The organism is Ruminococcus sp. 8Y-12 (assembly GCF_058119865.1).
This window is the reverse complement of the sequence record NZ_CM176623.1, coordinates 1,855,695-1,878,026: the sequence shown is the minus strand read 5'-3', so window position 1 is coordinate 1,878,026 and position 22,332 is coordinate 1,855,695. Positions and strand designations below refer to the sequence as shown.

Here is a 22,332-nt window from a genome sequence, read left to right as displayed (position 1 = left end):
TTTACCCTATAGGAACACCTCAGATATTACCCGTTTCACATTGGGCCGCGAGCAGAACTGCGATCGCTTGAAAACCCTCTTCTACCATAATCTTTAAGTGTTTGTCCCCTGTATCTATTGAATAGCTCCCTGCCGCAAAAACATTTTGGATATAATAATCGTTTTTAAGAGGCAGCGCAATCTCAACCGGATTCCTTATCGCAAACGTATGTATGATTGCAACCGCATGCTCCTCATTGCCGGCATATCGGATGACTCCCTGCCATCCCCTGGGACAGCGGTAGCTCTGCTGCTCTGTTCCGTAAATGCAGGAATACCCCTGGGTAATGATCGGAGAAATCATTCGATAGAACTGAATCCCTTCTTCTATCAAATCCCATTGCGGACGGCTGCAGTCAAACACATCCCCTGACAGACACATCACCCCTAAAAAGGTGGCTGCAAGGGAATACACAATTCGCTTGTTCGAATCATTCTTCCTGATCACTGCCCAGATCTGACTTTGCATTGGTAAAATAGTCCGATGCAGGTTCGCTGCGATAATAGGTATCTCCTTTTCCTCATGGGCATCCGAAAAGGAAGCCATATTCCCGATTTCCATCATGGATGGCTCCAGGCGATGCCCCCCGGAAGAACAAATTTCTATCAGAATACCAGGAATCTCTCTCCTGATCCTCCCAAGGAAATCCTGAGCGGCAAGCATCTGCTTATACAAGCCCTGCCCAAGACTCTCACAGCCATCGCAGCCGACTCCGATACTCTCATTGTAGTCCACTTTTATATACTCAAACCCATATTTCTTTAACATCCCGATCACTTTATCGGCCAGATATTCCTGGGTCCATGGATCGCGCATATCCCAGAACATCCGGTTTCCTGCCCTAATTACCTTACCGTGTTTCTTCAACAAATGATCCTGCTTCTTTGAGACTTGGGCATCCTTTCCGACAATCTCCGGTTCAAACCAAATCCCCGGCTTTAACCCAGCCTCTCTTATTTTATCCACCGCGGCCTGCATACCCATGGGATATAGTTCACTGGAAACATCCCAGTCTCCCATATTATTTTCCCAACCTTGGTCCCGGTCAGCATACCATCCTGCATCAATAATGAAATAATCAATATCCTTATCACTGATAATATCAACTATCCTGCAAATACTTTCGAAGCTGGGGTTCCCCCATGTGGTACAAAACTCGTTAAAAAGTACAGGAAGCCCTTTCGTTTTATCAAACCTGCACGCCCTTTCCTGCATTCGGGTAAGTCTTTGGCACGCATCGTCCAGGGTCCCCCGGCATACCGTCAGATATACTTCCGGGGTATCAAAGTACTCATCACAGCTTATTTTTTTCATCCAATGGCCAAAATCATAGTCCGGAAGGCCTCCTGAGAAGCACAGTGCCTGATCCCTGCGGTATACCTCCATCTGCCATGAGGACGGACAGGCGATTTGAGCTGCCCAAATCACCTGGTTATCTTTATCCTCGATTGCCGCAAAGGGAAAATATTTTCTTACCGGCATAGAACCGATTTGTCCAAACTTTTCACTCTGCACGCCCCAGCGGGACCAGGACGGCTCTAATTGAAGCTCCTCGATGGTTCTGGTCTCTTTACGTCCCTCATTGCTCCACTTACTCCTTATCCGGTGTAACAAAAGCATGTCCGTTCCCTCCTCTCTGGAAAAAGGTGTGATTCCTCCAAGAGAGAAAGAAGAAAGCATTTCAAGCGCAGTTTCTTTTTCATTCTGGTTTGTGATTCGCGTTTTTATCTTAAGCCCCGGATATCCTTTGTGATACGTCAATGTATGTTCCAGTCTCTGTCCCCGCCGGTTCTCCAGGATTGTCCTGATCACACAGGAATCCCCATTCTCATCAAACCGTTGGTCTTTAAAACAAAATTCAGATACGGAGGCGGAATTTCGCATGGTATGTCCGTTTCCAAAACCAAAGGGGGCTGCATCCCCTTCTATTTTTATCTGAACCAGGGAATCTGTGGAACACTCCTTATTTTCTATTATCTTGTCTCTCAGCTCATAGGGTGCAATACAGAGTTCCGTCTGTCCATGTTCAGATTGATAATATTGAATCAGCATATCTCCCAGTTTGTATTCCGAGCTTTTCTTTCTCATTGGCCTCATCCTTTCAATGCTCCCGCCGTCAGGCCTGCTATAAACTGTTTCTGAGCCAGTAAATAGGCTATGATGATCGGCATTGTGGCAAACATAACATAGGCAAAGACGGTTCCCCAATCAGCGGTAAACGGGCCGATAGCCGTATAGATCCCAACCGTAATCGTTTGTACCTGGCCGATCAGCAACGGTGTCAAAAAATCGTTCCACATAGATAAGCCAATAAAAATCCCCACGGTAGTGGTGCAGGGCTTTACCAGGGGCATGATGATCTTATAAAATATGGTGAATTGCCCCGCCCCGTCAATAATCGCTGCCTCCTCTAATTCATATGACAAGGACCCGATAAAACCCTTATACATAAAAACCGAAAAGGAAACGCTTCCGGAAACAAACACCATGATCAGACTTGGAAGATTACCGCTTATGCCTGTTTTATTAAATATCATCACCAGCGGCACATATACTATTACATAGGGGACCATAAGCCCAAACAGAAAATAGATATATAAATATTCCGCAATCTTTTTTTTGGTTCTCACGATATAATAAGCTGCCATTGAAGATATTAGTATGCAGATGACCACCCCGAACCCGGTAATACATATGGAGTTAAAATACATATGGCCAATTTTTATATTGGGGTTATTTAATATGTTTATAATATTATCCAGTACCGGTGGGATTGGCAAAGCCATCGGAGAAGCTGATATTAGTTTTGTGGGCTTAAAAATATTGATCAGCGTTATGTATAAAGGTAACGCAAAAATGGCTGCCATGAGCACTAAAATTGTTTTCAGAATCAGATTCCCTGGACGAAGCTTTTTACGCATCGTATGTTTCATAAGCTATACCTCCATCCTGTTACTGGCTTTTATTTGGATCACAGAAATCACTGCAATAACAACAAACAGAAATACCGCAATTGCCGATGAGTAGCCCAGCATATTATTGCCAAATGCCTGTGTTACAATATTGTAGGTGACCGTCTCTGTGGAGTAGCCCGGCCCCCCATTGGTAATTACTTTTACGATATCATATTGTTTCATCTCGGTCATAATGCTCATAATGACACTGATCGTTATTCCCGGCACGATCATGGGAAGTGTGATATAGCGGAATTTCTGCCATCTGCTTCCGCCGTCTACCGTGCATGCCTCGTACAATTCTTCCGGCACGGTCTGTAAGGATGCTAAGTACAGGACCATATGAAATCCCAAAGTACGCCAGATTTCAATAATACAGATGCTTATGACAGCATTCTTTGTATTTCCAATGTAATCCCCCGCCAAATTCCCGAATCCCAAGGTCTCAAGCACACTGTTCAGCACTCCCGTATAGGATAAAATCGCAAGTCCGATAAAGGATATGGCGACGGTACTCATTACATAAGGCATAAAAAAGATACTTCTCAGCACATTTATAATTTTTCCTGCACGGCTGAGTAAGCTTGCAATAAACAGACCCAGCACATTCACCGTAATGCTGACCACCAGGGTTATGGTAACCGTGACACCGATTGCATTATGGAGACGTGTATCACTTAGCATTGCCACATAATTCTGAATCCCGATGATGTCAAATCCCGGAGAGATTCCGTTCCAATTCGTCAGGCTTAAATAAAAAGCGCCCAGAATAGGAATGATCATTAGCAGAGTGTACACTAAGAGCGCGGGCAATAAAAAGATTTTTGATTTCTTACGCATATTACTACTCCAATCCCTTATTAAATATAGCCTGAAATACAGGATTCTTTTGCACTTCAGGCTATTTGATGAGCTATCGGTTTTCCACTAATTTCCTGCTGATTGTAAACGTTCCATCTCAGCATCCCAGGTTGCAAGTTCGCTTTTCACATCTGCCCCGGTGAATACATTCTGTAAAGATTTACACGTAAAGTCTTCGAATCCGGTGGGCATAGCCGTATCGCCTACCGCTTTCATGATTTCCGGAACCAGCTCACACTCTTTATAATTTTCCACAAACTCGGTTTGGATTGGTCCCATCTCGTATTCTACAGGATCTTTCGTCACAGAATAGGTTCCGTCAGCCTGAAGATAGTATTTATAGATTTCGGGATTGCCGCCCAGCACATATTCGCAGAAATTAAATGCCGCTTCTTTATTCTTACAGGTTTCAGCTACCCCCCAATACTGCGGCATGGTGCAGTAGCTTTTTGCACCTGACGGAGCCGGTACCACAAATACTCCGATATCCTCTGTGGTCTTGCCTTCTGCGTCATAGGTGGGCGCTTTCCATGCACCATCCATAAACATGGCTGCGCTCTCATTGGCGAATTCTTCACTGGCCTGTGTATAGCTGAATGTCATACTTCCCTTGTGATAGTAACCGGCATCAATCAAGGTCTTCCAGGCATTTATTGAGTCCACGATCACCGGATCTGTCCATTTGACCTTTCCGCTCAAGACATCCTCATTAAATGTTGGATATTTCTTCATAATATCTGAATTTGTCACACCGGTCCACCACCCAAAGCTGGTAGCCCATATATCCGAAGCGCCGACGCCCATCAATGGGGTTTTTCCGGCTGCCGCCAGTTTCTCACAAACCTCAAGGAATTCCTCCCAGGTTTTGGGCTCTTCCGTTATCCCCGCCTCTTCAAATTGGTCCTTATGGTAAAAACACTGAGTCCGCAGTGCTTTGTATGCCGGGACTAATGTATGTTTTCCATTGTATGTAGCAATGGATGTCTCCTCATATTTGGCCAATAGCTCTTCCGGAACTTCCGCATAAATTCCCTCTGTACTTGCAAGATCAACGGGGTCAATATTAATATCCGGCATATTGCCTGCCGCCAACATTGTTTTTAGAAACTGAGGTCTGGAATCCCCGGTCATCAGGACCTTCTCAATCTTAATTCCAGGATTATCCGCTTCAAAGGCATCGATAATATGCTGCCACACTTCGGCTGTATAATTATCCGTCTCAAAGACTGCCCAAGTCAGCGTGATGTCCTCGTCACGATCCGCTTCTTCCTCAGCCGATTGTTCTGCCGTCTGGTCTTGTGCCGATTGCTTTTCTGTTGATTGGGACTCTTTCGATGTGGAGCCTGCCGGTTCTGAGCTGCTTTTACTGCAGCCTGTAACTGCCGTCAATGTCATCATTGCTGCCAGTAAAACACTTACTGTTTTTTTCTTCATAAAATTACTTCCTCCCTTTTCGAGAATTACTACGGGTAACTGATTACTTATTGTAACTGTTCCGTACCTTCACAGTTACTTCTTACTCTATAATATTAATATCGTCAGATATCCTTTTCAATTTTAAATATTGTATATATATCTAAAGAATTATAACTTAGATTTCCAATACGAAAACAGCGGGGTTCAAACCAAAAATGTTTGAACCCCGCTCCCTTTTGATTCCTCAATGAAACGTAAATGCATGCATAATCGGCCGCTGCTTTTCATCCCAGATAAATATCTTGGCTGCTTCTTCCGCATGAAGCGGAGGGCTGTCTATCTTAATACCCTTTTCAAAATGCTCAACCTTTTTCTCTTTTAATGAACCTTGTCTGTCATATATTGCTGTGATCTTCATGCCTCCGTCTGTCATATTCTCCGCTGCATGCATATCAGACAGTTCTTTCACTTCATCGCTGCTAAATGCATAGTTATACACCCTGAAATCACTCATTTGGCCTTTAAAATAGCCATCTGCCCCATATTGAGATTTCGCCAGGTAATTCTGGACGGTTCTGCCCAGGTCAGACGGAAAGTATCCAAAATTCCCGCTCTCTTTTAATGTCCCGTTAACGTATACCTTGGCATCCGTACCTTTCCATGTGACAATCACACTTGTCCACTGGTTTATCGGCAGACTATCGATGTCAATTCCATTTTCACCTCTGTAATCCCCCAATGTTACGGCTGTTCTTAAATAGCCGCTGGGGTTTGCCGGATTCATAAAAATATAACCATTTTCAGAAGAGTTCCCAAAGGTCCAGGCAAACACATTTTTTCTTTCTTCCGATGGTTTTATATTTACCGCTATTGTGGTACTGTTGCATTCCTGCAATAGCCCTGCCGGCATTGTCACATAATCATTCACGCCGTCAAACGTAATTCTGCCTTCTCTCACATCCGCACCACCAAGAATGGTTCCGTTGTTCCCATTTCCGGAGGCATCTGCCAATATTTCTTCTGAACTCTGTAAAAAGTTGTAATGCAACAGTTCTTTTTTGTCCGCAGGATCTTGGATCTCAATATCGTATTTCTCCATCAAAGCATCATATTCCGCCTGGGTGATGGGCATAATGGTTCCATGCCGCAGCCCTTGTTCCGTTTGAAACTGCTCCCTGGTAAAATTCCCGGCTGACAGATCATCTGTGGTATACAGCATATACTTTTCATCTGAATCCACAAACAATCCCCATTTCTCTTCTCCATTAAACTGAAAAGCAGTAGGCCCTTCCGAATTTCCAATAACCAGCCCAGTTCGTTCCCAGTCCGCATCGTTGGCGGAAATATAGTCTGTTTTGCACACTTCTCCGGTAACCGAGCCATTAAGCTTGGCAAATCGGTAGTACTTATTATCCGCTGTGGATTTTATAATGTGCGAATCAATCACTTCTTTATCACCGTTTGACATAAAAAGCTCCGGTTTTGTAAAGCTTTTAAAGTCTCTGGTATATGCCCGGTATATTTTAAACTGCCTGCTGCTGGTTCCCTCATAGGTATTGGAGGACCAGTACAGCATAAATGCCTGCTCCTTCTCATCCCAGATCGCTTCCGGCGCCCAGACGGTTCCTGCCCCCTCTGGCGCTACTTTTACCCGACGGGCCTCTGACCAATCCACCAGATTATCGGATTCCCAGATGATAACGGAGTCCGAACCATTGCTGGAGGCATGTCCCCAGTCATAGCGGTTGTGATTTAAATACATATTTAAATCAGTCGCGATAATATAGAATTTGCCCCCTTCGGGTGAGCGCACAATGCACATATCACGCACCCCTTTTTCACCGATCGTACTGCGCAGTACGGGTCTTTTGTTGTTCAAGGTGATCCAGTTATGAGCATCTTTCGAAACGCTGAAATACACCTGTTCTTCATTGGGTGTACTCTGGTTACCGATAAAATGGACAAAAATATACGCTGCCAGCTCATCTGGCTGACTCTGCCCACTCATTGCTTTTGCCCTTAGAACCCCGTGTCCGGAGATCTGACCGGCAGAGCTTACCAGGGTGAGAATAAGGCATAGGAGAACAACGAACCTCCGCTTTGAAAATTTTAATTTCATATTATTTTTAAGCCTCCTGACCTAATGTTGGCGAAATACGCCTGGGCGTATTTGCGGCGAAGCGCGTGTTATAAACAGAACGCCTTCGTGTGCTGTGCATGATATAAATCATCTGCGCGTTTCTGCCAGCCACAATCTTTTACATGCGGGGCTTGAAAGCACAGGGGCCCAAACCAGAATGGTTTGGACCCCGCAATCGTTTTTATAACTTATTTAAAAACAAATGCATCCATGAGAGGCCGCTGCTTCTCATCCCAGATAAATATCTTTGCTTCTTCATTTTCATTTAACTGTGGGCTGTCAATCTTGGTGCCTTTTTCATAGCGCTCAACCTTTTTTTCTTTTAATGTACCCTGTTTATCATATACTGCTGTAATTTTCATGCCTCCATCCGTCCGATTCTCCACAGCATGCATATCCGACTGTCTCCTTACTTCTTCGCTGCTAAAGGCGTAGTTGCAGACCCTGAAATCCCGCATCTGCCCTTTGAAATACGCATCCCCTGCATATTGCGATTTTGCAAGGTAGTTTTGAATGGTATCCCCCAGTTCCGATGGTAAAATGCTCAAGTCCGCGCTTCCTTTTAGCTCTCCGTCAACATAAATCTTAGAGTTTGCCCCTTTCCATACAACCGTAACGCTTGACCACTGATTTACCGGCAAACCGTTGATATTTATGCCCCTCTCCCCGCTCCAGTCGCTCTTTGTCACTGCAGTCCTTAAGGAGCCGCCGGGATTTATAGGATTCATGAAGATGTAGCCGTCAGACGAAGAATTCCCAAAGGTCCATGCAAACACGTTCTGTTTCTCCTGTTCCGGTTTTATGTTTACGGTGATGGTCGCATTGCTGCAGTCTTTAAGGATTCCGTTTGGCATCTGCACATAATCATCAACGCCATCGAAGGTGATCATGCCATCCTTCACCACTGCGCCGCCTTTTACCGTTCCGGTATGGTCGTTGCCTGATAAATCTTTTAAAGACCCATTCTCGTTTTCAGTGAAGTTATAGTGAAGCAGCTCCTTTTTATCTGTCACCACATCCTTGGGGCTATAGCGCTCGATCAGTCTCTCATACTCCGCCCGGGTAATCGGCAGCACGCCTCCATGTCTTAAGGTGACCGGTGATGTCATCCCATCTTCCACCGCAGTCTTAACAGGTGTGAAATTTCCGCTGTCTAGATCGGTGGTCTCATATACCCCATAGCCTTTATTCTCCATATGGCGGTCCAGATAGAGATACCATTTCTTCTCTCCGTTTACCTTCACGGCAGCCGGGCCCTCAAAGCCGGTCGTTGTCGCTAACGTGTAGCCCTCCACCGGTGTGAAGGGGCCGGATAACGACTTGGATTGCTCCATGATAATCGCCACCGGATCACAATCTTTGACGAACCGATAGTAAGTATCGCCTTCGGTCAGGATGCTGATATCAATTAAATCATATCCTTCTTTCTCCATATACACGACCGGTTCTGAAAAATTCTTAAAGTCTCTTGTCCTGGCACAATAGATTCTTTGCCGCTTGAAATTATCCCATCCGGTTGTAGAACACCAGTACACCAGATAATCACCGGTTTCCTTATCGTAGCTGCTCTCCGGTGCCCACGCGCACCCGGCATCATCCGGCGCTACCTTCACCATCCTCTGCGGCTCCCAGTTTACCAGATCCGCGCTCTCAAATACCATGATGGATTTGGAACCAGTTCTCGTATCGTATCCGGTCTCAGTGGATTTCAGGTCTGTCGCTACCATAAAGAACCGGTCTCCCTCAGGTGAACGGACAATCTGCGGATCTCTCAGACCTCTTGAGCCCAGCGTACTTGTGAAGATTGGATTCCCCTCATTCAGAACATCCCAGTTCAAACCATCCTCCGATACCAGGAATAATATTTTCTCACTCTGGTGGGGAAATTGGTCCTGTCCAAACGTCACCATCAGATATGCCTCCATATCTTCTTGCTTCGGAGGTTTCGCCTTGACTGTAACATCATAGTTCTGTGTTTGCTCTTTCCCATCTGTTGTAAACGAAGCCGTCAGCCTTACAACAGTATCCTCATCCTGTCTTGTCACCACTCCTTTTTTATATCTTCCGTTATCCTGATCCGTGATGATATCTGGATTGCCGGAATTCCACCGGATTTTGATGCCATCTACGGAATCCGCCAGATAGATGTTTCCGTACGCTTCTTTAGGCGGCGCGGCCTTATCCGCTATGGCTCTGCTTTGGTTTGAAGCTATATCCTGCGCATAAACGTTCAGATTGTAAAAGCCCAACGGCCAATTCCCAGGTTTTATGAAGGCAAACAATAAAATAGCTAAAACCATACAGACGGGGATGATCTTTTTGCTTCCCGATGTTTTTTTCACCTCTCCCCCTCCCTTCTTTTAAATTTCCTCTCACCTTATTTTGTTTTTTTAAAGGTCATCGTTTTCTTAGCTCCCGCCTTGATGATCGCTTTTTTATACTTCTTATATTGCTTTGACGGTATCATAAATTTCGCCTTCTTGTTGATTGACTGGAAGGTTCCTTTTCCAAACTTTGTCACTGATTTACCTTTAATGCTGATGGTCTTTAACTTACCGCAGCCTTTAAACGCGTAGTTTCCGATCTGCTTTACGTTTGCTCCAATGGTCACTTTTCCCAGTTTTCTATTCTTATAGAATGCTTTCGCCGACACAGCGGTTACCTTGTAGCTCTGGCCTTTATATACTATATTGGACGGAATCACGAAACTCTTGAGCGTTTTCTTATTGGGTTTTACAAAAGTAACTGCTTTGACTGATTTTGATGCCTGTAAAACGGCGTAAGTGCCATTCTTATACTTTATTTTTGTACCCTTTTTTAAATACGGTTCCGGTTTTGGTTCTGGTATTGGTTCCGGCTTCCGTTCAGTCAGGCCGCTGTAGGCTGTCTTCAGTGCAGACAGGGCAGCATCAATCTCTTTTTGTGAGGCGCCGGGTTTACTCAGGATGGCTTTCGCTGCTTTTAGCTGTGTCTCAAATACCGCCCAGCTCTCTGTCGTATATTTATTCTTTTGGATGGCCTCGTACATCTTTACGGTCTGTGTCAGGTTCGTTTTATCTCCCTCCTGAGGAGTACTGGATTTTACCCGGAATTTCTTTACCAGCGGTGACTGTGCATCCTCAGAACCGATCACCAGCGCATACTCGCCTTCCACAGGAGTGCCGCTAAGCGGAAACGTAAAGGATACCTTGCCATTCGTCATGGTGTACTGATCCAGATATTCGATTTTATCCAGATTCCCCTCAATATTAGCCGGGTTTTGATCCCATGACGGGTTATAACAGATTACGGAAATATCTTTTCCTGAGATTGCTGCATTTTCCGCCGTGACGCTGACCGTTTTGCTTTGCTGATTCGCGGTAATGGTTACATCTGTGGTTTTCGCCGATACCGGCATGACTCCAATCCCGCACAGCATGCATACAGATGCCGCTAAAACAAACAATTTTTTAATCGTTTTTCGCATTTTCTTTCCTCCATTTCTACGTTCCCTTGACCTTAATGAGTTCCTTTTTGGATTACTAATTATTTAAAAAGATGGATTCCCTCTGTTAACGGTTTTCCGGTACCACTCTCCCACAGGTAAACTTTTGCATAATACCCATTCTTTGCATACTGCCCCTGTACGTTTTCGGGCATGTGGACCTCAACCTGACAAACGGTTTTAGTAAATGCCCGGATAGACTTGTTCTCTCTCTCCAAATGAACGAGTTTTCCATCAGGTGCATAGACCGCTACGGACATGGTGGCAGCCGTCTCTCCTGAATACCCGTTCCAAACGGTCAGTTCCGTTTTCATGGTATCAGAGGTAAGGCTGGTCAAAGGTTGATTGTTGCTGTCATACACCGAGACGTCTTTCACTTCCATACGGTCGGTAGCCCCCAACTGTAAGGCCAGCGTAGGCCGATATGCCTTCGACTCTCCTGCGCCCTCCCGGCTGTAAAGCTGGATCTCCGCCCCTGCTGTTTCAAACAGGGCAAAGCTAATATACTTTTCACCCTTGGGCGCTTTTTCCAGAATCTTCGACACATCAATGGTAATCCTCGTCCCTGATGGCGAAGACAGAGCGAACGGTTCCGATTCACACAAGGTCTCCATATCAAACTTTAAGTGATAATCCTGACCGGCTCTTAAATGGTTCCACATTACTCCATCGTTTTTATCTCCCCCATCGTTTCCGGTGCCCTCAGTCCAGTTTGGATCTATCACCCTGGCTGCGGCCAGTGAAGTCTGGGTTTTGCCGTTGTCCGTTTTAAGTCCATTGTAGGTCAGATAGAGCTTGCCTCCCACCAGCTTCCGATCAGCCTTTAATTCTTCAATATTGAATCTGATAAGTGAAATCTTAGCATCCAGGCTATAGACATCCACTGTATTCTCCGACTCGCCATACTTCCCATATACCCCTGAAGGCATGGACAATAACCTCAGTATACCGGCGCCGCCATAGTTTCTCTTCTGCTCATTGGCCGAACTGTTGATCCAGCTTTGAATTGTCACATCTCCATCCGCATCCGCAATCATTGGCTCAGCCAGTTTCACCAGTCCTTCGTACGCATTTATGAGGGTGGTATATACTTGTTTCAGCAGTTCATTATCTGCATGTACCTCACCGCCAACATAGGTCCTGGCTTTCCTTAGCGCAGACTCAAATGTTTCCCATGAAGACGGACTGTAGACATCCGGATACAACTGTTCACAGGTGTTAACCAAATCTTCAAGCTGGTGATAGCTTGTATAATCCGGCAGATTTTCATCCCCTGCCTCCAGTGGCCGGATATGTACGGCGATTCCTGTTCCAAATTCCATCTGGCGGCCGATTATCGTATTACTGTCAACCCTATACCGTGCAAATAGCAGCTCAGCGCTTGACGTATGGTTATCCCGGTTGCTGTTGTTACCATTGTTTCCTTTTCGGTCAAAGTATATCTCCGCTACATACTGGTCCCCCTGTGTAAGGAAATCCAAAGGAAGCTTCAAATATTTTGAAGCGGCGCTGATTCCTCCCAGATACCATTCATCTCCTGTCCGTCTGGCTGTAGCGGCTGATTCTGAAAGATCCGCATTCAAAATCACGAGCTCATCCCAGGTGGCCGGCATGTACTTCCAGAATTCCCGCTCCTGAGCCGGCAGACTCTCAATTGTGGCGCGGTTATTGGTATCAGTATTTGCCCATGGCCAGTAGAGGCAATTCAGACCGGTTGGCCACAGTACGGCGGATGCCAGTTGATATCCTCTGGATGCCTTGCCCGGATAACAGGTGGTATGATCTGCAAATCCCTGGATACCTCTGGAAAATAGAGCATTTACATCCCCTTCCACATGGTAAGTCCTCAGCCCCTCATCGCCGAGCACGCCTTCCGCGCTGAGTAAGTTGGGGTACTGCCTTGATATTCCCGTTTCAGCCCATTCATCATGTACAGTAAGCATTAGCTTGTATTTCGCAGCAATCTCTACCAATCTTCGCGTACTCTTTTCTGCCTCCTGGGTTTTATCCGGTACAAATCCGGGTTTCACTCCCGAGACGCCCCAGGATACGAATTGCTCAAAAAGCTCTTCGATCTCAAACCGGTTGAGCTTGTCATTTAACTGCACATCATTCACATAGAGAAATATCCCCACCCCCTGAGAATTCGCATATTTTACGATTTCCGGTATGTCCAGGCTGGGAGCCATCTGGATGTTCCCTCCCCAGGGACAATCCTCATATACGTTAAATGGCCTCCCGGTCGCATCGAATACCCCGCTGCGCGGAACATAGGGTCTCATAAAATCTTTTGCCGCAGCAATTTCAGGGGAATCATTGGGATCTGGCTGCAGTTTTTCAGGGTCCAGTCTTGGATCAGATTTTTTTGCAAACTCCGGACCATACCATCCAAAATCCATCAGCAGGTATTGAAGTCCGCATTTTTTCGCAGTATCGATCTGGAGCTTCATTGACTCGGTAGTTTCATTAAACATGCCCATCATCAGTGCTTTTCCAGGCTTTACCCATTCACTGAACTGATATTTGTCCTCATCCGGCGCATCATTCAGATTGAGAATAATTTCTTTGTTGACTGGCAGCTCTGCAAGGTTCTCCCCCACAACAAATGTCCAGTAAGGAGACGCTTCCGGTCCTTCCTCTGTGACATTCACCGTGGATGCCTCCGGCTTTAAGCGCCCTTCGGCGTTGCTTTTTAATAAACTGTAGGCATAGTTATTTAACTTTGAGAGAGCCAACGTAACTGCCGGCCCGTCGTCAAATACTGCCGTGAGGGGCGGGTATATCCTGCTTGTCTTCGATTGCAGATCGCCGATCTTATATTTTGACGGAGTCTGCTGTTGTCCGTTTTCATGACAGAGTACAATCCCCTCAGGTGCAAAGTCAAATCTGGTCTGTTCTTCCGTTATACGATAATTTCCGTGATCAGATGCATCTGGAAGCAGATAGCGGAATGCCACACCGGTGTTATATGCCCTCATTTCGATTGCGAGACTCAGGTCTCCACTTTGCTCTAACTGAAATGTCTTGGCATTGTATTTATCCTGTATCTCCGCTTTTTCGCCCACCAGCGGTGACCAGGTACTGTCGCCCGAGTCACTGGATATCACACGAATTCCAGTAAAATCCTTTGACAGACTGCCCAGCGAGGTTTCCAGCCCGATCCTGGAAGCTCTCACTATCTCCTGGTCTTTAAAAACAATACTGTAATATGGTCTCCCGTCCTCAAGCCACAGATACATCTGTAAATCAACGTCCGGTGCGCTGATCATCTGTGCACCTGCGGGAGCAGCTTGAACCTCATTTCCCCCGTGTTCGAACAAGTCCCCTGTTAAAACCCCGGCAACAATCACAAAGGCAGTCAGCAGCATGGGGAGTAGCCGTTTACAAAAAAATACCCTCTCCTTATTCATAGAATTTTCCTCCTAATTAGTCTATAATAGTACATATATCATACGAAAAAGACAACGTAAATATAATATCTTACATAAATTCTTTAATATCTTATTTGTCAGACTCATCAAATACCACAACTCCCGGGAGTTAAAATAAACTATGCCCCCTCCTAAGAGACAAGTTTTTATTGATTCACTTGTCTGCTTAGAAGGGAGCATATTAATATTTAAAGAAGCCCCTTAAACCTATAAGCTATTTGATCCGAATCCGAATGGACGCCTTCTTCCCGCTTCCATCCAAAGCCCTGGCAGTCACAGTCACACGTTTGCCTTTTCCTGCCTTTTTCGTTGTCAGCAGTCCCTTCCGGCTGACCTTAGCGTACTTACTGTTGCTCACACTCCACTTCATATCCCGGTTGATCTTGGTGGATGGCGCCAGCTTCGCTGTGATTTGCAGCTTCCTTCCTGCTTTGACGGTCTTGGTCTTGGCAGTCAGCCGGATCTTCTTCACAGCCCTTTTCATAATCTTTATCTTATAGCTGGCCTTCTTTGCGCTTCCGTCCAGCGCCTTTGCAGTGATCACCGCCGTCTTTCCTGCCCCTGCTTTCTTCACGGTCACTTTACCATTCTTGTCCACTGACGCATATCTGCGGTTACTGCTGCTCCACTCCACCTTCGGGTCTGTGGCATTTGCAGGACTGATCTTAACCTTCAGGCCAATCTTCTTCCCTGCCGCTATCTTTTTAGATTCTCCGGTTATGGTTACTTTTTTCACCATTACCGGTTCCGGCTGGTCCGGCTTGGAGTCATCCGGCTTCTCCGGGTCCGGTTTGTCCGGCGTGGGATCTTCTTTGGTTTTCTCCAATCCCTCCAGGGCTGCTTTTAACTGCCTGGTCATATCATCAACCGCTGCCTGGTGGGTAATATTTAAGCCCTCTCTCTTCAGCAGTTCTCTCGCCTGATCCGCCGCTTCCCGCAGCGCCTTTACCGTCTCCTCTGTGTAAGTATCCGCATCTTCCAGGCTGTCTGCCTTAGCCAGTTCCTCCTCCAGAGCCTTTGTATCCGCTGCTCTGTATACCAGACTGTCCAATGCCTTCTCCAGAGTCTCCATGGTTTCGCGAATTTCCTCCGGCGTTTTTTGATCCAGCTGCGGGTCATTTAAAAGATCTTCCGCTTTTTGGGCAGCCTGCGCAAGCGCTGTCACACTCTCCTCCGTAAAGAGACTTTCATCTGCCCCTTTGGCATCCTCCAGTTTCTGACGGAGAGCCTCCCTGGTTGCCTCAGAAACCCTCAGTTTACGGATAGCTTCCTCCAGGGCCGTTTTCGCATCCTCCACTCTCTGCTGGTCTCGGATGGTCAATGTCTCATCACTCTCCACTGTCCTTGCCGTTTCCAGTGCAGTTAAGTAGTCCTCTGTGCTGTCCTTGGTGTAATATGTGAGATCTCTGTCTTGTTCCTTTTCCAGGAGTTCCCGAAGCTTGCCTTTCTCCGCTTTCTTCAGCGTCAGTCCGTCTGCGGCTGTCATAAGTGTCTCGTATGCCTGGTCCGCCTCTTTCTGTTCTGCCTCTTCCCCCTTGTCCAACACTTCTTTTGCCGTATTTAATGCATCCTGCAGTTTCTCATAGGTGTCCTCTGTATAGTCTTCCCCGGTGATTTTCTTCTTTTCCTCATACAGCTTCCGAAGCGGTTCTAAATCCACCGCTGCTTTCTCTGTGACAAAGTTTCGGACAAAGGTATGCTCTGAAAAGTTTCCGGCTTTATCCACGAAAGCGCCCTTCTTTACGGAAAGCTGATAGGCGGTTCCGTTTTTCAGGCCTTTGGGAATAATCTCCACCCGGTTCTTTGTCACCTGAACAGTGAACTCAACATCCGCGCCCCCGTCCTCTTCTCTTAGTGCGATTTTCCCATCATCCACCTGAACATCCGTCTCACTGACAATCATTCCCACAGGACTTTCAGTGCCTGTCACCTGTCCCTCTGCCACATCCGCCGCCAGGATTCTGGGTGCCGTCACATCCTTTGCTGTGTTGGAGAGGGCGAGATATGCCAGATATCCCTTATAAAAGCTGGCTTTTTCCGTGTCTGCTGTGGTCCCGTTGACACTGTGTCCCAGGTTCAGGTTGATAGCGGTATTGTTCAGAGTAGCGGCTGTAACCCCTGCGGCTGCCACACTCTTCTCTGTCTGATCCACCGTCATGGTCATCGTCTGCGCCCGGCGGTCATAGACAGCTTTGACGTGATGCCATTTTGCCTCCTCCCCGGTTGTGATAAGCCCTGCCTCTGTTTTCAGGTTCACATTTCCGCCGTTCTTGCGTATGACAAAGTTCAGGGACTGGTCTGCCTGGAGCTCCAGTGCAAACCCGGCTGCTCCCATGCCTTTCTTGTGTACAATGGTCTGTGTAGCAGCATTCTTTTTGGGTACTTTCATCCACAGTTCTATATTCAAATCCCGGAAACTGCTCAGGGAATCACTGTTTCCGATCTGAATGGCGGAATTTGGGGAGCCGTCAAAGGAGAGCACGTCCCCCATTGTTATGTCCTTTACAATTGCGCTGCCAGTGTTCAGTTCACCACTGTTACCATATCCGGTAAGGTCAGTCACCACTCCGTCCGCTCCATCCAAGTGATACTCTGCTACTGTCTCATGCTTTACCACTTGAATGTAAAAGCGGTCTTCGTACCCATTGCTGAACACAAACGTCAGCTCTGTGCTATCTTTTATACCATCCAGGTAGCTCCTGGAAAATACAATCTTCTCCCCATTCAAGGCGTAATCATTCTTCCCAAGTATACTTTCTTTGCTGCGGATTTCTATTATGGTGTTTCCACTTAGTACCAGCCCTGCTGTGATCTCTGCCGGATTCTCAGAATCGTATTCAGCTTCTTTGGCTCCGGTAATATACGGCTTTCCTGTCAATGTGGTAAAGCTTACTTTTAGCCCAGCATCCAAAGTATTTTTGCTGCTGTCCTCGATTGCATCGGCCGGTATCACTGCTTCATAGACAGTGCCATATGCCAGCTTCTTTACCGGCTTGATCGTCAGACGGGTTCCTGCTGCGCTCACAACCGTGCTGACTGTCTCTTTGGCTGCCGCTGAACGCAGGCAGATGGTGTGCTCTTTCTCCTCCCGGATACGGATCTCTTTGCTGAAGACAGCCTGTACACTGGTGTCCAGAGCTGCCCCTGTCTTTCCATCCTCCGGTTCAACGGACACTAACTGAGGGCTCTCCACATCCCGTACCCCGTTGCTGATATGCAGGTTTGCAATCTGTCCGGTCAGGAAGCTGTATTTACTTTCCGGGTTTACTCCATTTTGATAGGCCCAGCCGATCGCTAGACTTGCATTTGCATTATTGATGGTATCGAATGTCACGTTTTCTGCTTTTGCTGATTTTAGCAGTTCGCCATCCACATACACTTTCATTTCTTTGATGTTATTGTCAAACACAGCCTTAATGTGCTGCCATTCTGCCTCCTGGCCCACTTTGATGGTGTCCGGGGCTGTGCGGACTGTGGAATTTCCCCCCTTGCTGTGGCGGATTACAAAGTTCAGGGAAGCATCTGCATAGAGCTCCAGACCAAAACCGGCCTGTCCCATTCCCTTTTTGCTTAAGATGGTCATGGTCTTTTCCACCTGGTCCGGTCCCTTCATCCAGAAGTCCAGACATAAGCTTTCAAAGGAGTGGAGTGTGGGGGAATCCTTTACCTCAACCGTATTGTCCGCTGTTCCATTCAGATTCAGTAAGCTGCCGATTCCCTCCTGACTCTGAACCGCTTGGGGATTATTTACAATGCCGTCATTGCTGTTTCCGCTCAGATCCCTTATGACACGGTCCTCTGCTGCGGCAAAATCAAAGGATAGCACTTCCATTTCCGGCATTGCGTTGGACAAATGGATGGTGAGGGGTATTGATATATCATCGCCAAAGGCCAGAGTAAATTCTGCCCTTTCACCTGCCGATCTCTCAAGAAGCTCTTTTTTCAGAATCAGTTTTCCCTTATCACAGCTCCAGCTGGACCCATCCGCCTCCTCTTCACCGATCATCACTTTTTCCAGTGTTCTTCCCTGCATGGAGAGAGAGACTTCTACGTCCGCAGGCTGTGTCCTGTAATAGGTCAGATTTTCATCCCATATAAAGGGGGTTCCCTGGCCTTCTCTGGTTGTAAAACTCAGGTAAAAGCTGTTCTGCAGTTCGTTTCCGCTCTCATCTGCCACAGTCCCTGCCGGAATGGATAGCTTGTAAGATATTCCATATCTCAGCCCATTTTCAGGTACGATCTCCAGTTTTCTTCCATTGTGTTTTGCAGAGACACCCACAGTTCTGCCATCAGCGGTCAATCTGACTGCCGCATTGTCTGCCATTTTGACATTCTCTGAAAAATATATACTCAGCTTTTCCGAAAGCTCTGCCTTCATTTCTCCCTGTTCCGGCTGTGAATCCAGTACCAGGGGTGCTGTGGTATCCTCCACGGTATCCTGAATCAAAATCTCATCCAGCAGCCCGGTAAACGGTTCTGTGTCATCCGCATGCTTTCCGAGGCTGAGCGCCAGGTCATTGCCGAGCACCGCTTCACTGCCCAGAGTCTTCTCTGACTGCAGTTCGCCGTTTAAGTATAGCTGCATCTTTTTATTCCGGTAGGTACAGGTCACATGGTACCACTTATTTTCACTTAAAGGCTGCAGGGTGTTGATTACATTTCCCCCTGCTCCCGCTGTAAACCGCAGCACATTTGTCTTCGTCAAATCCACCATAAATCCGGTGGTTTTCCCCATGGCCCGTTTATTAATCAGCTGGGCGTTCCCCTCCGCCCTTGGCAAAATTTTTACAAAAAAGTCAATCTGCAGTTCCTTCTCCAGTTTGTCCAGACTCACACAGCCCTTCTTTCTGGCTGCGCCTGATCCGTCAAAGGCAATTGCCTGCCCGTTGACACTTTCCTGTACCCTCTTGGCACCGCCGTTTATGTCCAGGTGATTCCCGTTTCCGCTTCTGTCTTCTACGGCCTGACTGGTCTGGGTCTCTTCAAAATCATACTGAGCGAGTGTTTTGGGTTCCTTGCTGTAAAGCGTCAGTCCAAGCGTCAGTTCCATGCCCTTTTCAAACTGTACTTCCACTGTGCAGGAGCCCGGTGATGTATGACTGACCAGATATTGCTTTTTCAGTGTCAATACAGCGCCTTTTTCCTGTTTTGGCTCATCCCGGATACTTTCCAGATGCTTCTTCAACTGGGCATACCACTGGTTGCTCTCACCTACTTTTTCCAAGTACTCTGCCAGATATTCCTCTGAGAGAAAGCTGTTTCTGGTCAGCACGGTTTCCTGAACTTCATATGCATCTTTTGGAAGCTCTTTGCCATCTAATATGACACCAGAGATGGGATTTCCTGAAGTATAGATCTCATAAGACACATCCCTGGCCTTTGCCAGATTCAAAGTTTTCTCCGTATCCTTCAGATAAGGCACATACTGGCTGTCCATATCCAGATTCACCTTTACCTCCTGAAGCTTCATAGCCTTTGTACCTGTGAGCACTATGCGTACATATCTGCCCTGACATTTCTCTGCAACCTTTGTCCGAAAACTGCTCCTCTCCCCATAAAAGGCTGTTTTGACAATAGACGCATCCTCCAGAAGTTCCTGCACGGTGCGCTCCCCGAATGGGTTCTCTGAAATCAGTACCCACCCCTCTCCAAGAGGCTGGGGGCTGTGAATATCCAAAGACTTTACTTTCTGTATCCGCCCGATATCCACCTGCCACCAGGGATCTTCCTGCGTGTCTGTGGCGCTGACGGTATTTATATTATTGTCCGCTGCCTTTTGTGCATCCTTGCCGGATGACTGGGACGCCTGTTTTCCCTCCGCCAGATTGTAGTACAGGATCTCAGCCCCATCCAGGGGATTTTCGAAGGAACTCTCCTCATAGGGCGCATCGCAGCCCGCGTTGCGGACAATTTCCTCCGCCTCCACAGGAAGGACTTTCGTATAAGTATAGTTGTCCCCCAAAATCGTATACTCTCCGTCAAACGTATAGTCAGGCCTTCCGTTGGTGGTTCCGTAGCCCTTCTGCATGTAGTTATTATAGGCCACCATGCCCCGATGCAGCCCCACTGCGTTTGCGGATACCCATTTGTATTCAATATTCGTCATCACATTGTTTCGCAGGGTAGCATAGTCAAGCCCAGCGTCAAAATAGACGGCATTGTCCACACCATTGCGGTTAAAATAATTATATTCCACAACGGTTCCAGGCATGGCATTGATCATATAGAGACCACCGCCGTCGTGCATATCTGTCTCTTTTTTCATATAATCAATGATCCGGTTGTACGCAATATAATTGTCGTGCATATGGCTCACGCGCCCGGTCTCACGCCAGCCCCATCCCACATTGATGCCTGTGTAGGGTACATTCTGGACTGTATTGTGTATTACCTTCAGATCACTTTCATATCCGCACCATATGGCGCAGGTATCGGAAAACTGCTTTCCGGTATCATTCACAAAGTTGTAGGAGATCTCATTGTTATAGGAAAGTTCCCGCTCTTCTAAGGGGATGATCTCGGGGGATACAATGCCGGAGGTGGAATAACTGGGCCCTTTTGCATGGGGGTCCTTTGCCTTGTCGCTTGTGTGTTTGTTTTCCCCCAGATAGATGGCTCCTCCGGACAAATCCTCGAAGCTGCTCTTTGTAACCGTACAGCTGCGGCTTCCCTTTGTCACCGCAAGCGCAGTGCTGCCGATCTTGGAAAAACTGCAGCCCCGAAATACAATGCTGTCTCCGGAGTTGACATAAACTGCCCCGTGAGGCGGCGCTGCATAGCTTCCCCAGGGATCGGAAAATGCTCCTTCGGCTTCCGGCCCTGTGAGAGTGTGTCCCCCCTGAGTGCCCACATACCCGTCTTCTGTTCCGGGACGCAGAAAGGTATTGTGCTGAAAGCAGATATTTTCGAAGGTAATGTTTTTGATCTTCTCATTCACAATGCCCCCCTTTTCTCTGCCGGGCTGGGGATAGGTAATCTTGTCTGTGTCCCGGCCCTCTGCCACCATTATTTTTTCCAGGACAGGAGCCACCACCTGTGCGCTCTCCATATCCTCCCCATCTCTGGGTATGTAGTAAAGCACATGTCTGGTATTGTCCAGATAAAATTCACCCGCCTCATCCAGAAAAGCATAAGCATTCTGGAAATAAGTGACACCTCCGCTGTAAGCTCTCCAGGATGCCCCGTTCCAGTCATAGTGGACACGTTCCGTGGTGGAGGTGTTCCTCCATGCCGTCTGCTCCATATAGACAAGGTCTCCTTCCACCTTGTCCACCGGGACCTCAAAGTGCCTCCATCTGACATTGCGCACCGCCTCCAGCTGGCTGATATCACCAAATCCCCGGACGGTATCCGCAATCTTCCCCTTCAGGCCCAGCGTCTCAAGCCGCCCCTCGGCCTTCCCCTCATATGCGGCATCAGAAGTGCTGTACTGCAGTCCCGAGACACTGCTGCGGCTCCTGGCCAGCATTGCCCTGGCACCGTTGACATAGAGGTCTCTGGTCACAAAATCCTCATCCAGCTCCTCGTATTTATAAATGTTCCTTTCCGGATCATGGAGCACCCACTTGCCCTCCAGTTCCTTTCCGCCGGATATCACAGGCTTGTCACTTTCATCCTCAGCCATCCAGATGATCCTGTGTCCATTCTTTCCGGAATCCTCTCTGGTAAAAGTCAGAGTCTCCTCCAGGTAATAGGTTCCTCCCTCCAGTCTCACCTGAATATCTGTGTCTGCAGCCTCACTGGCCTGGCGCGCCAGGGCTTTCGCCCTTTTGAGGCTGGCCGGATCTGCCTTTGTACCGCTCCCCGTATCACTCCCTGTGGGAGCAGCATAAATCACAGTCTCCGCCGCTTCCTTTTCCTGCGCATTCGCCGTGTCCGCTGCCGCCGGCATTCCCGCCGCCAGCATAGCTGCAGACAAAAGTAACGAAAATCCTTTTTTTACCCACCTGTTCATCCTTGTCCCTCCTGCAATCTGCTCTTGCTTTTCACCCTGTCTCTTTATTTAT

9 protein-coding genes are annotated in these 22,332 nt (G+C 47.3%); all 9 read right to left on the bottom strand.

Translation table 11 applies throughout. The features are described from left to right. Positions 1–19 precede the first annotated feature (19 nt). The 9 genes from AC0THY_RS06805 to AC0THY_RS06765 all read right to left on the bottom strand — a co-directional run bounded on the left by AC0THY_RS06805 (position 20) and on the right by AC0THY_RS06765 (position 22,280). Positions 20–2,128 (bottom strand): glycoside hydrolase family 36 protein, encoded by a 2,109-nt coding sequence (locus AC0THY_RS06805; RefSeq protein WP_489993685.1) that lies wholly within the window; start codon positions 2,126–2,128, stop codon positions 20–22. Between the two features lie 5 nt (positions 2,129–2,133). Then, on the bottom strand, positions 2,134–2,973 hold the full coding sequence (locus AC0THY_RS06800) for a carbohydrate ABC transporter permease (RefSeq protein WP_489993684.1): 840 nt from the start codon (positions 2,971–2,973) through the stop codon (positions 2,134–2,136). A gap of 3 nt (positions 2,974–2,976) precedes the next feature. Continuing rightward, positions 2,977–3,834 carry a carbohydrate ABC transporter permease gene (locus AC0THY_RS06795; RefSeq protein WP_489993683.1) on the bottom strand — a complete coding sequence of 286 codons (858 nt, stop codon included), beginning with the start codon at positions 3,832–3,834 and terminating at the stop codon, positions 2,977–2,979. 87 nt (positions 3,835–3,921) lie between these two features. Next, entirely contained in the window at positions 3,922–5,289 is a 1,368-nt protein-coding gene (locus AC0THY_RS06790; protein ID WP_489993682.1) for an ABC transporter substrate-binding protein, read from the bottom strand. 226 nt (positions 5,290–5,515) lie between these two features. Then, the gene (locus AC0THY_RS06785) at positions 5,516–7,390 is read right to left on the bottom strand and encodes a LamG-like jellyroll fold domain-containing protein (protein ID WP_489993681.1); all 1,875 of its coding nucleotides are present in this window, start codon (positions 7,388–7,390) and stop codon (positions 5,516–5,518) included. A 209-nt stretch (positions 7,391–7,599) separates the two neighbouring features. Beyond that, positions 7,600–9,753: a LamG-like jellyroll fold domain-containing protein gene (locus tag AC0THY_RS06780; protein WP_489993680.1), complete on the bottom strand. Its 2,154-nt coding sequence runs from the start codon at positions 9,751–9,753 to the stop codon at positions 7,600–7,602. Positions 9,754–9,788: 35 nt separating this feature from the next. Beyond that, positions 9,789–10,877: a leucine-rich repeat protein gene (locus AC0THY_RS06775; RefSeq protein WP_489993679.1), complete on the bottom strand. Its 1,089-nt coding sequence runs from the start codon at positions 10,875–10,877 to the stop codon at positions 9,789–9,791. A gap of 59 nt (positions 10,878–10,936) precedes the next feature. Then, positions 10,937–14,305 (bottom strand): glycoside hydrolase family 97 N-terminal domain-containing protein, encoded by a 3,369-nt coding sequence (locus AC0THY_RS06770; protein ID WP_489993678.1) that lies wholly within the window; start codon positions 14,303–14,305, stop codon positions 10,937–10,939. Positions 14,306–14,540: 235 nt separating this feature from the next. Beyond that, positions 14,541–22,280 (bottom strand): LamG-like jellyroll fold domain-containing protein, encoded by a 7,740-nt coding sequence (locus AC0THY_RS06765; RefSeq protein ID WP_489993677.1) that lies wholly within the window; start codon positions 22,278–22,280, stop codon positions 14,541–14,543. Positions 22,281–22,332 lie beyond the last annotated feature (52 nt).

What these genes read in the sequence shown, in the direction of transcription:
- AC0THY_RS06775 (WP_489993679.1), bottom strand. Translation starts at nt 10,877, where the DNA reads ATGCGAAAAACGATTAAAAAATTGTTTGTTTTAGCGGCATCTGTATGC.
- AC0THY_RS06805 (WP_489993685.1), bottom strand. Translation starts at nt 2,128, where the DNA reads ATGAGAAAGAAAAGCTCGGAATACAAACTGGGAGATATGCTGATTCAA.
- AC0THY_RS06785 (WP_489993681.1), bottom strand. Translation starts at nt 7,390, where the DNA reads ATGAAATTAAAATTTTCAAAGCGGAGGTTCGTTGTTCTCCTATGCCTT.
- AC0THY_RS06765 (WP_489993677.1), bottom strand. Translation starts at nt 22,280, where the DNA reads ATGAACAGGTGGGTAAAAAAAGGATTTTCGTTACTTTTGTCTGCAGCT.
- AC0THY_RS06790 (WP_489993682.1), bottom strand. Translation starts at nt 5,289, where the DNA reads ATGAAGAAAAAAACAGTAAGTGTTTTACTGGCAGCAATGATGACATTG.
- AC0THY_RS06800 (WP_489993684.1), bottom strand. Translation starts at nt 2,973, where the DNA reads ATGAAACATACGATGCGTAAAAAGCTTCGTCCAGGGAATCTGATTCTG.
- AC0THY_RS06770 (WP_489993678.1), bottom strand. Translation starts at nt 14,305, where the DNA reads ATGAATAAGGAGAGGGTATTTTTTTGTAAACGGCTACTCCCCATGCTG.
- AC0THY_RS06795 (WP_489993683.1), bottom strand. Translation starts at nt 3,834, where the DNA reads ATGCGTAAGAAATCAAAAATCTTTTTATTGCCCGCGCTCTTAGTGTAC.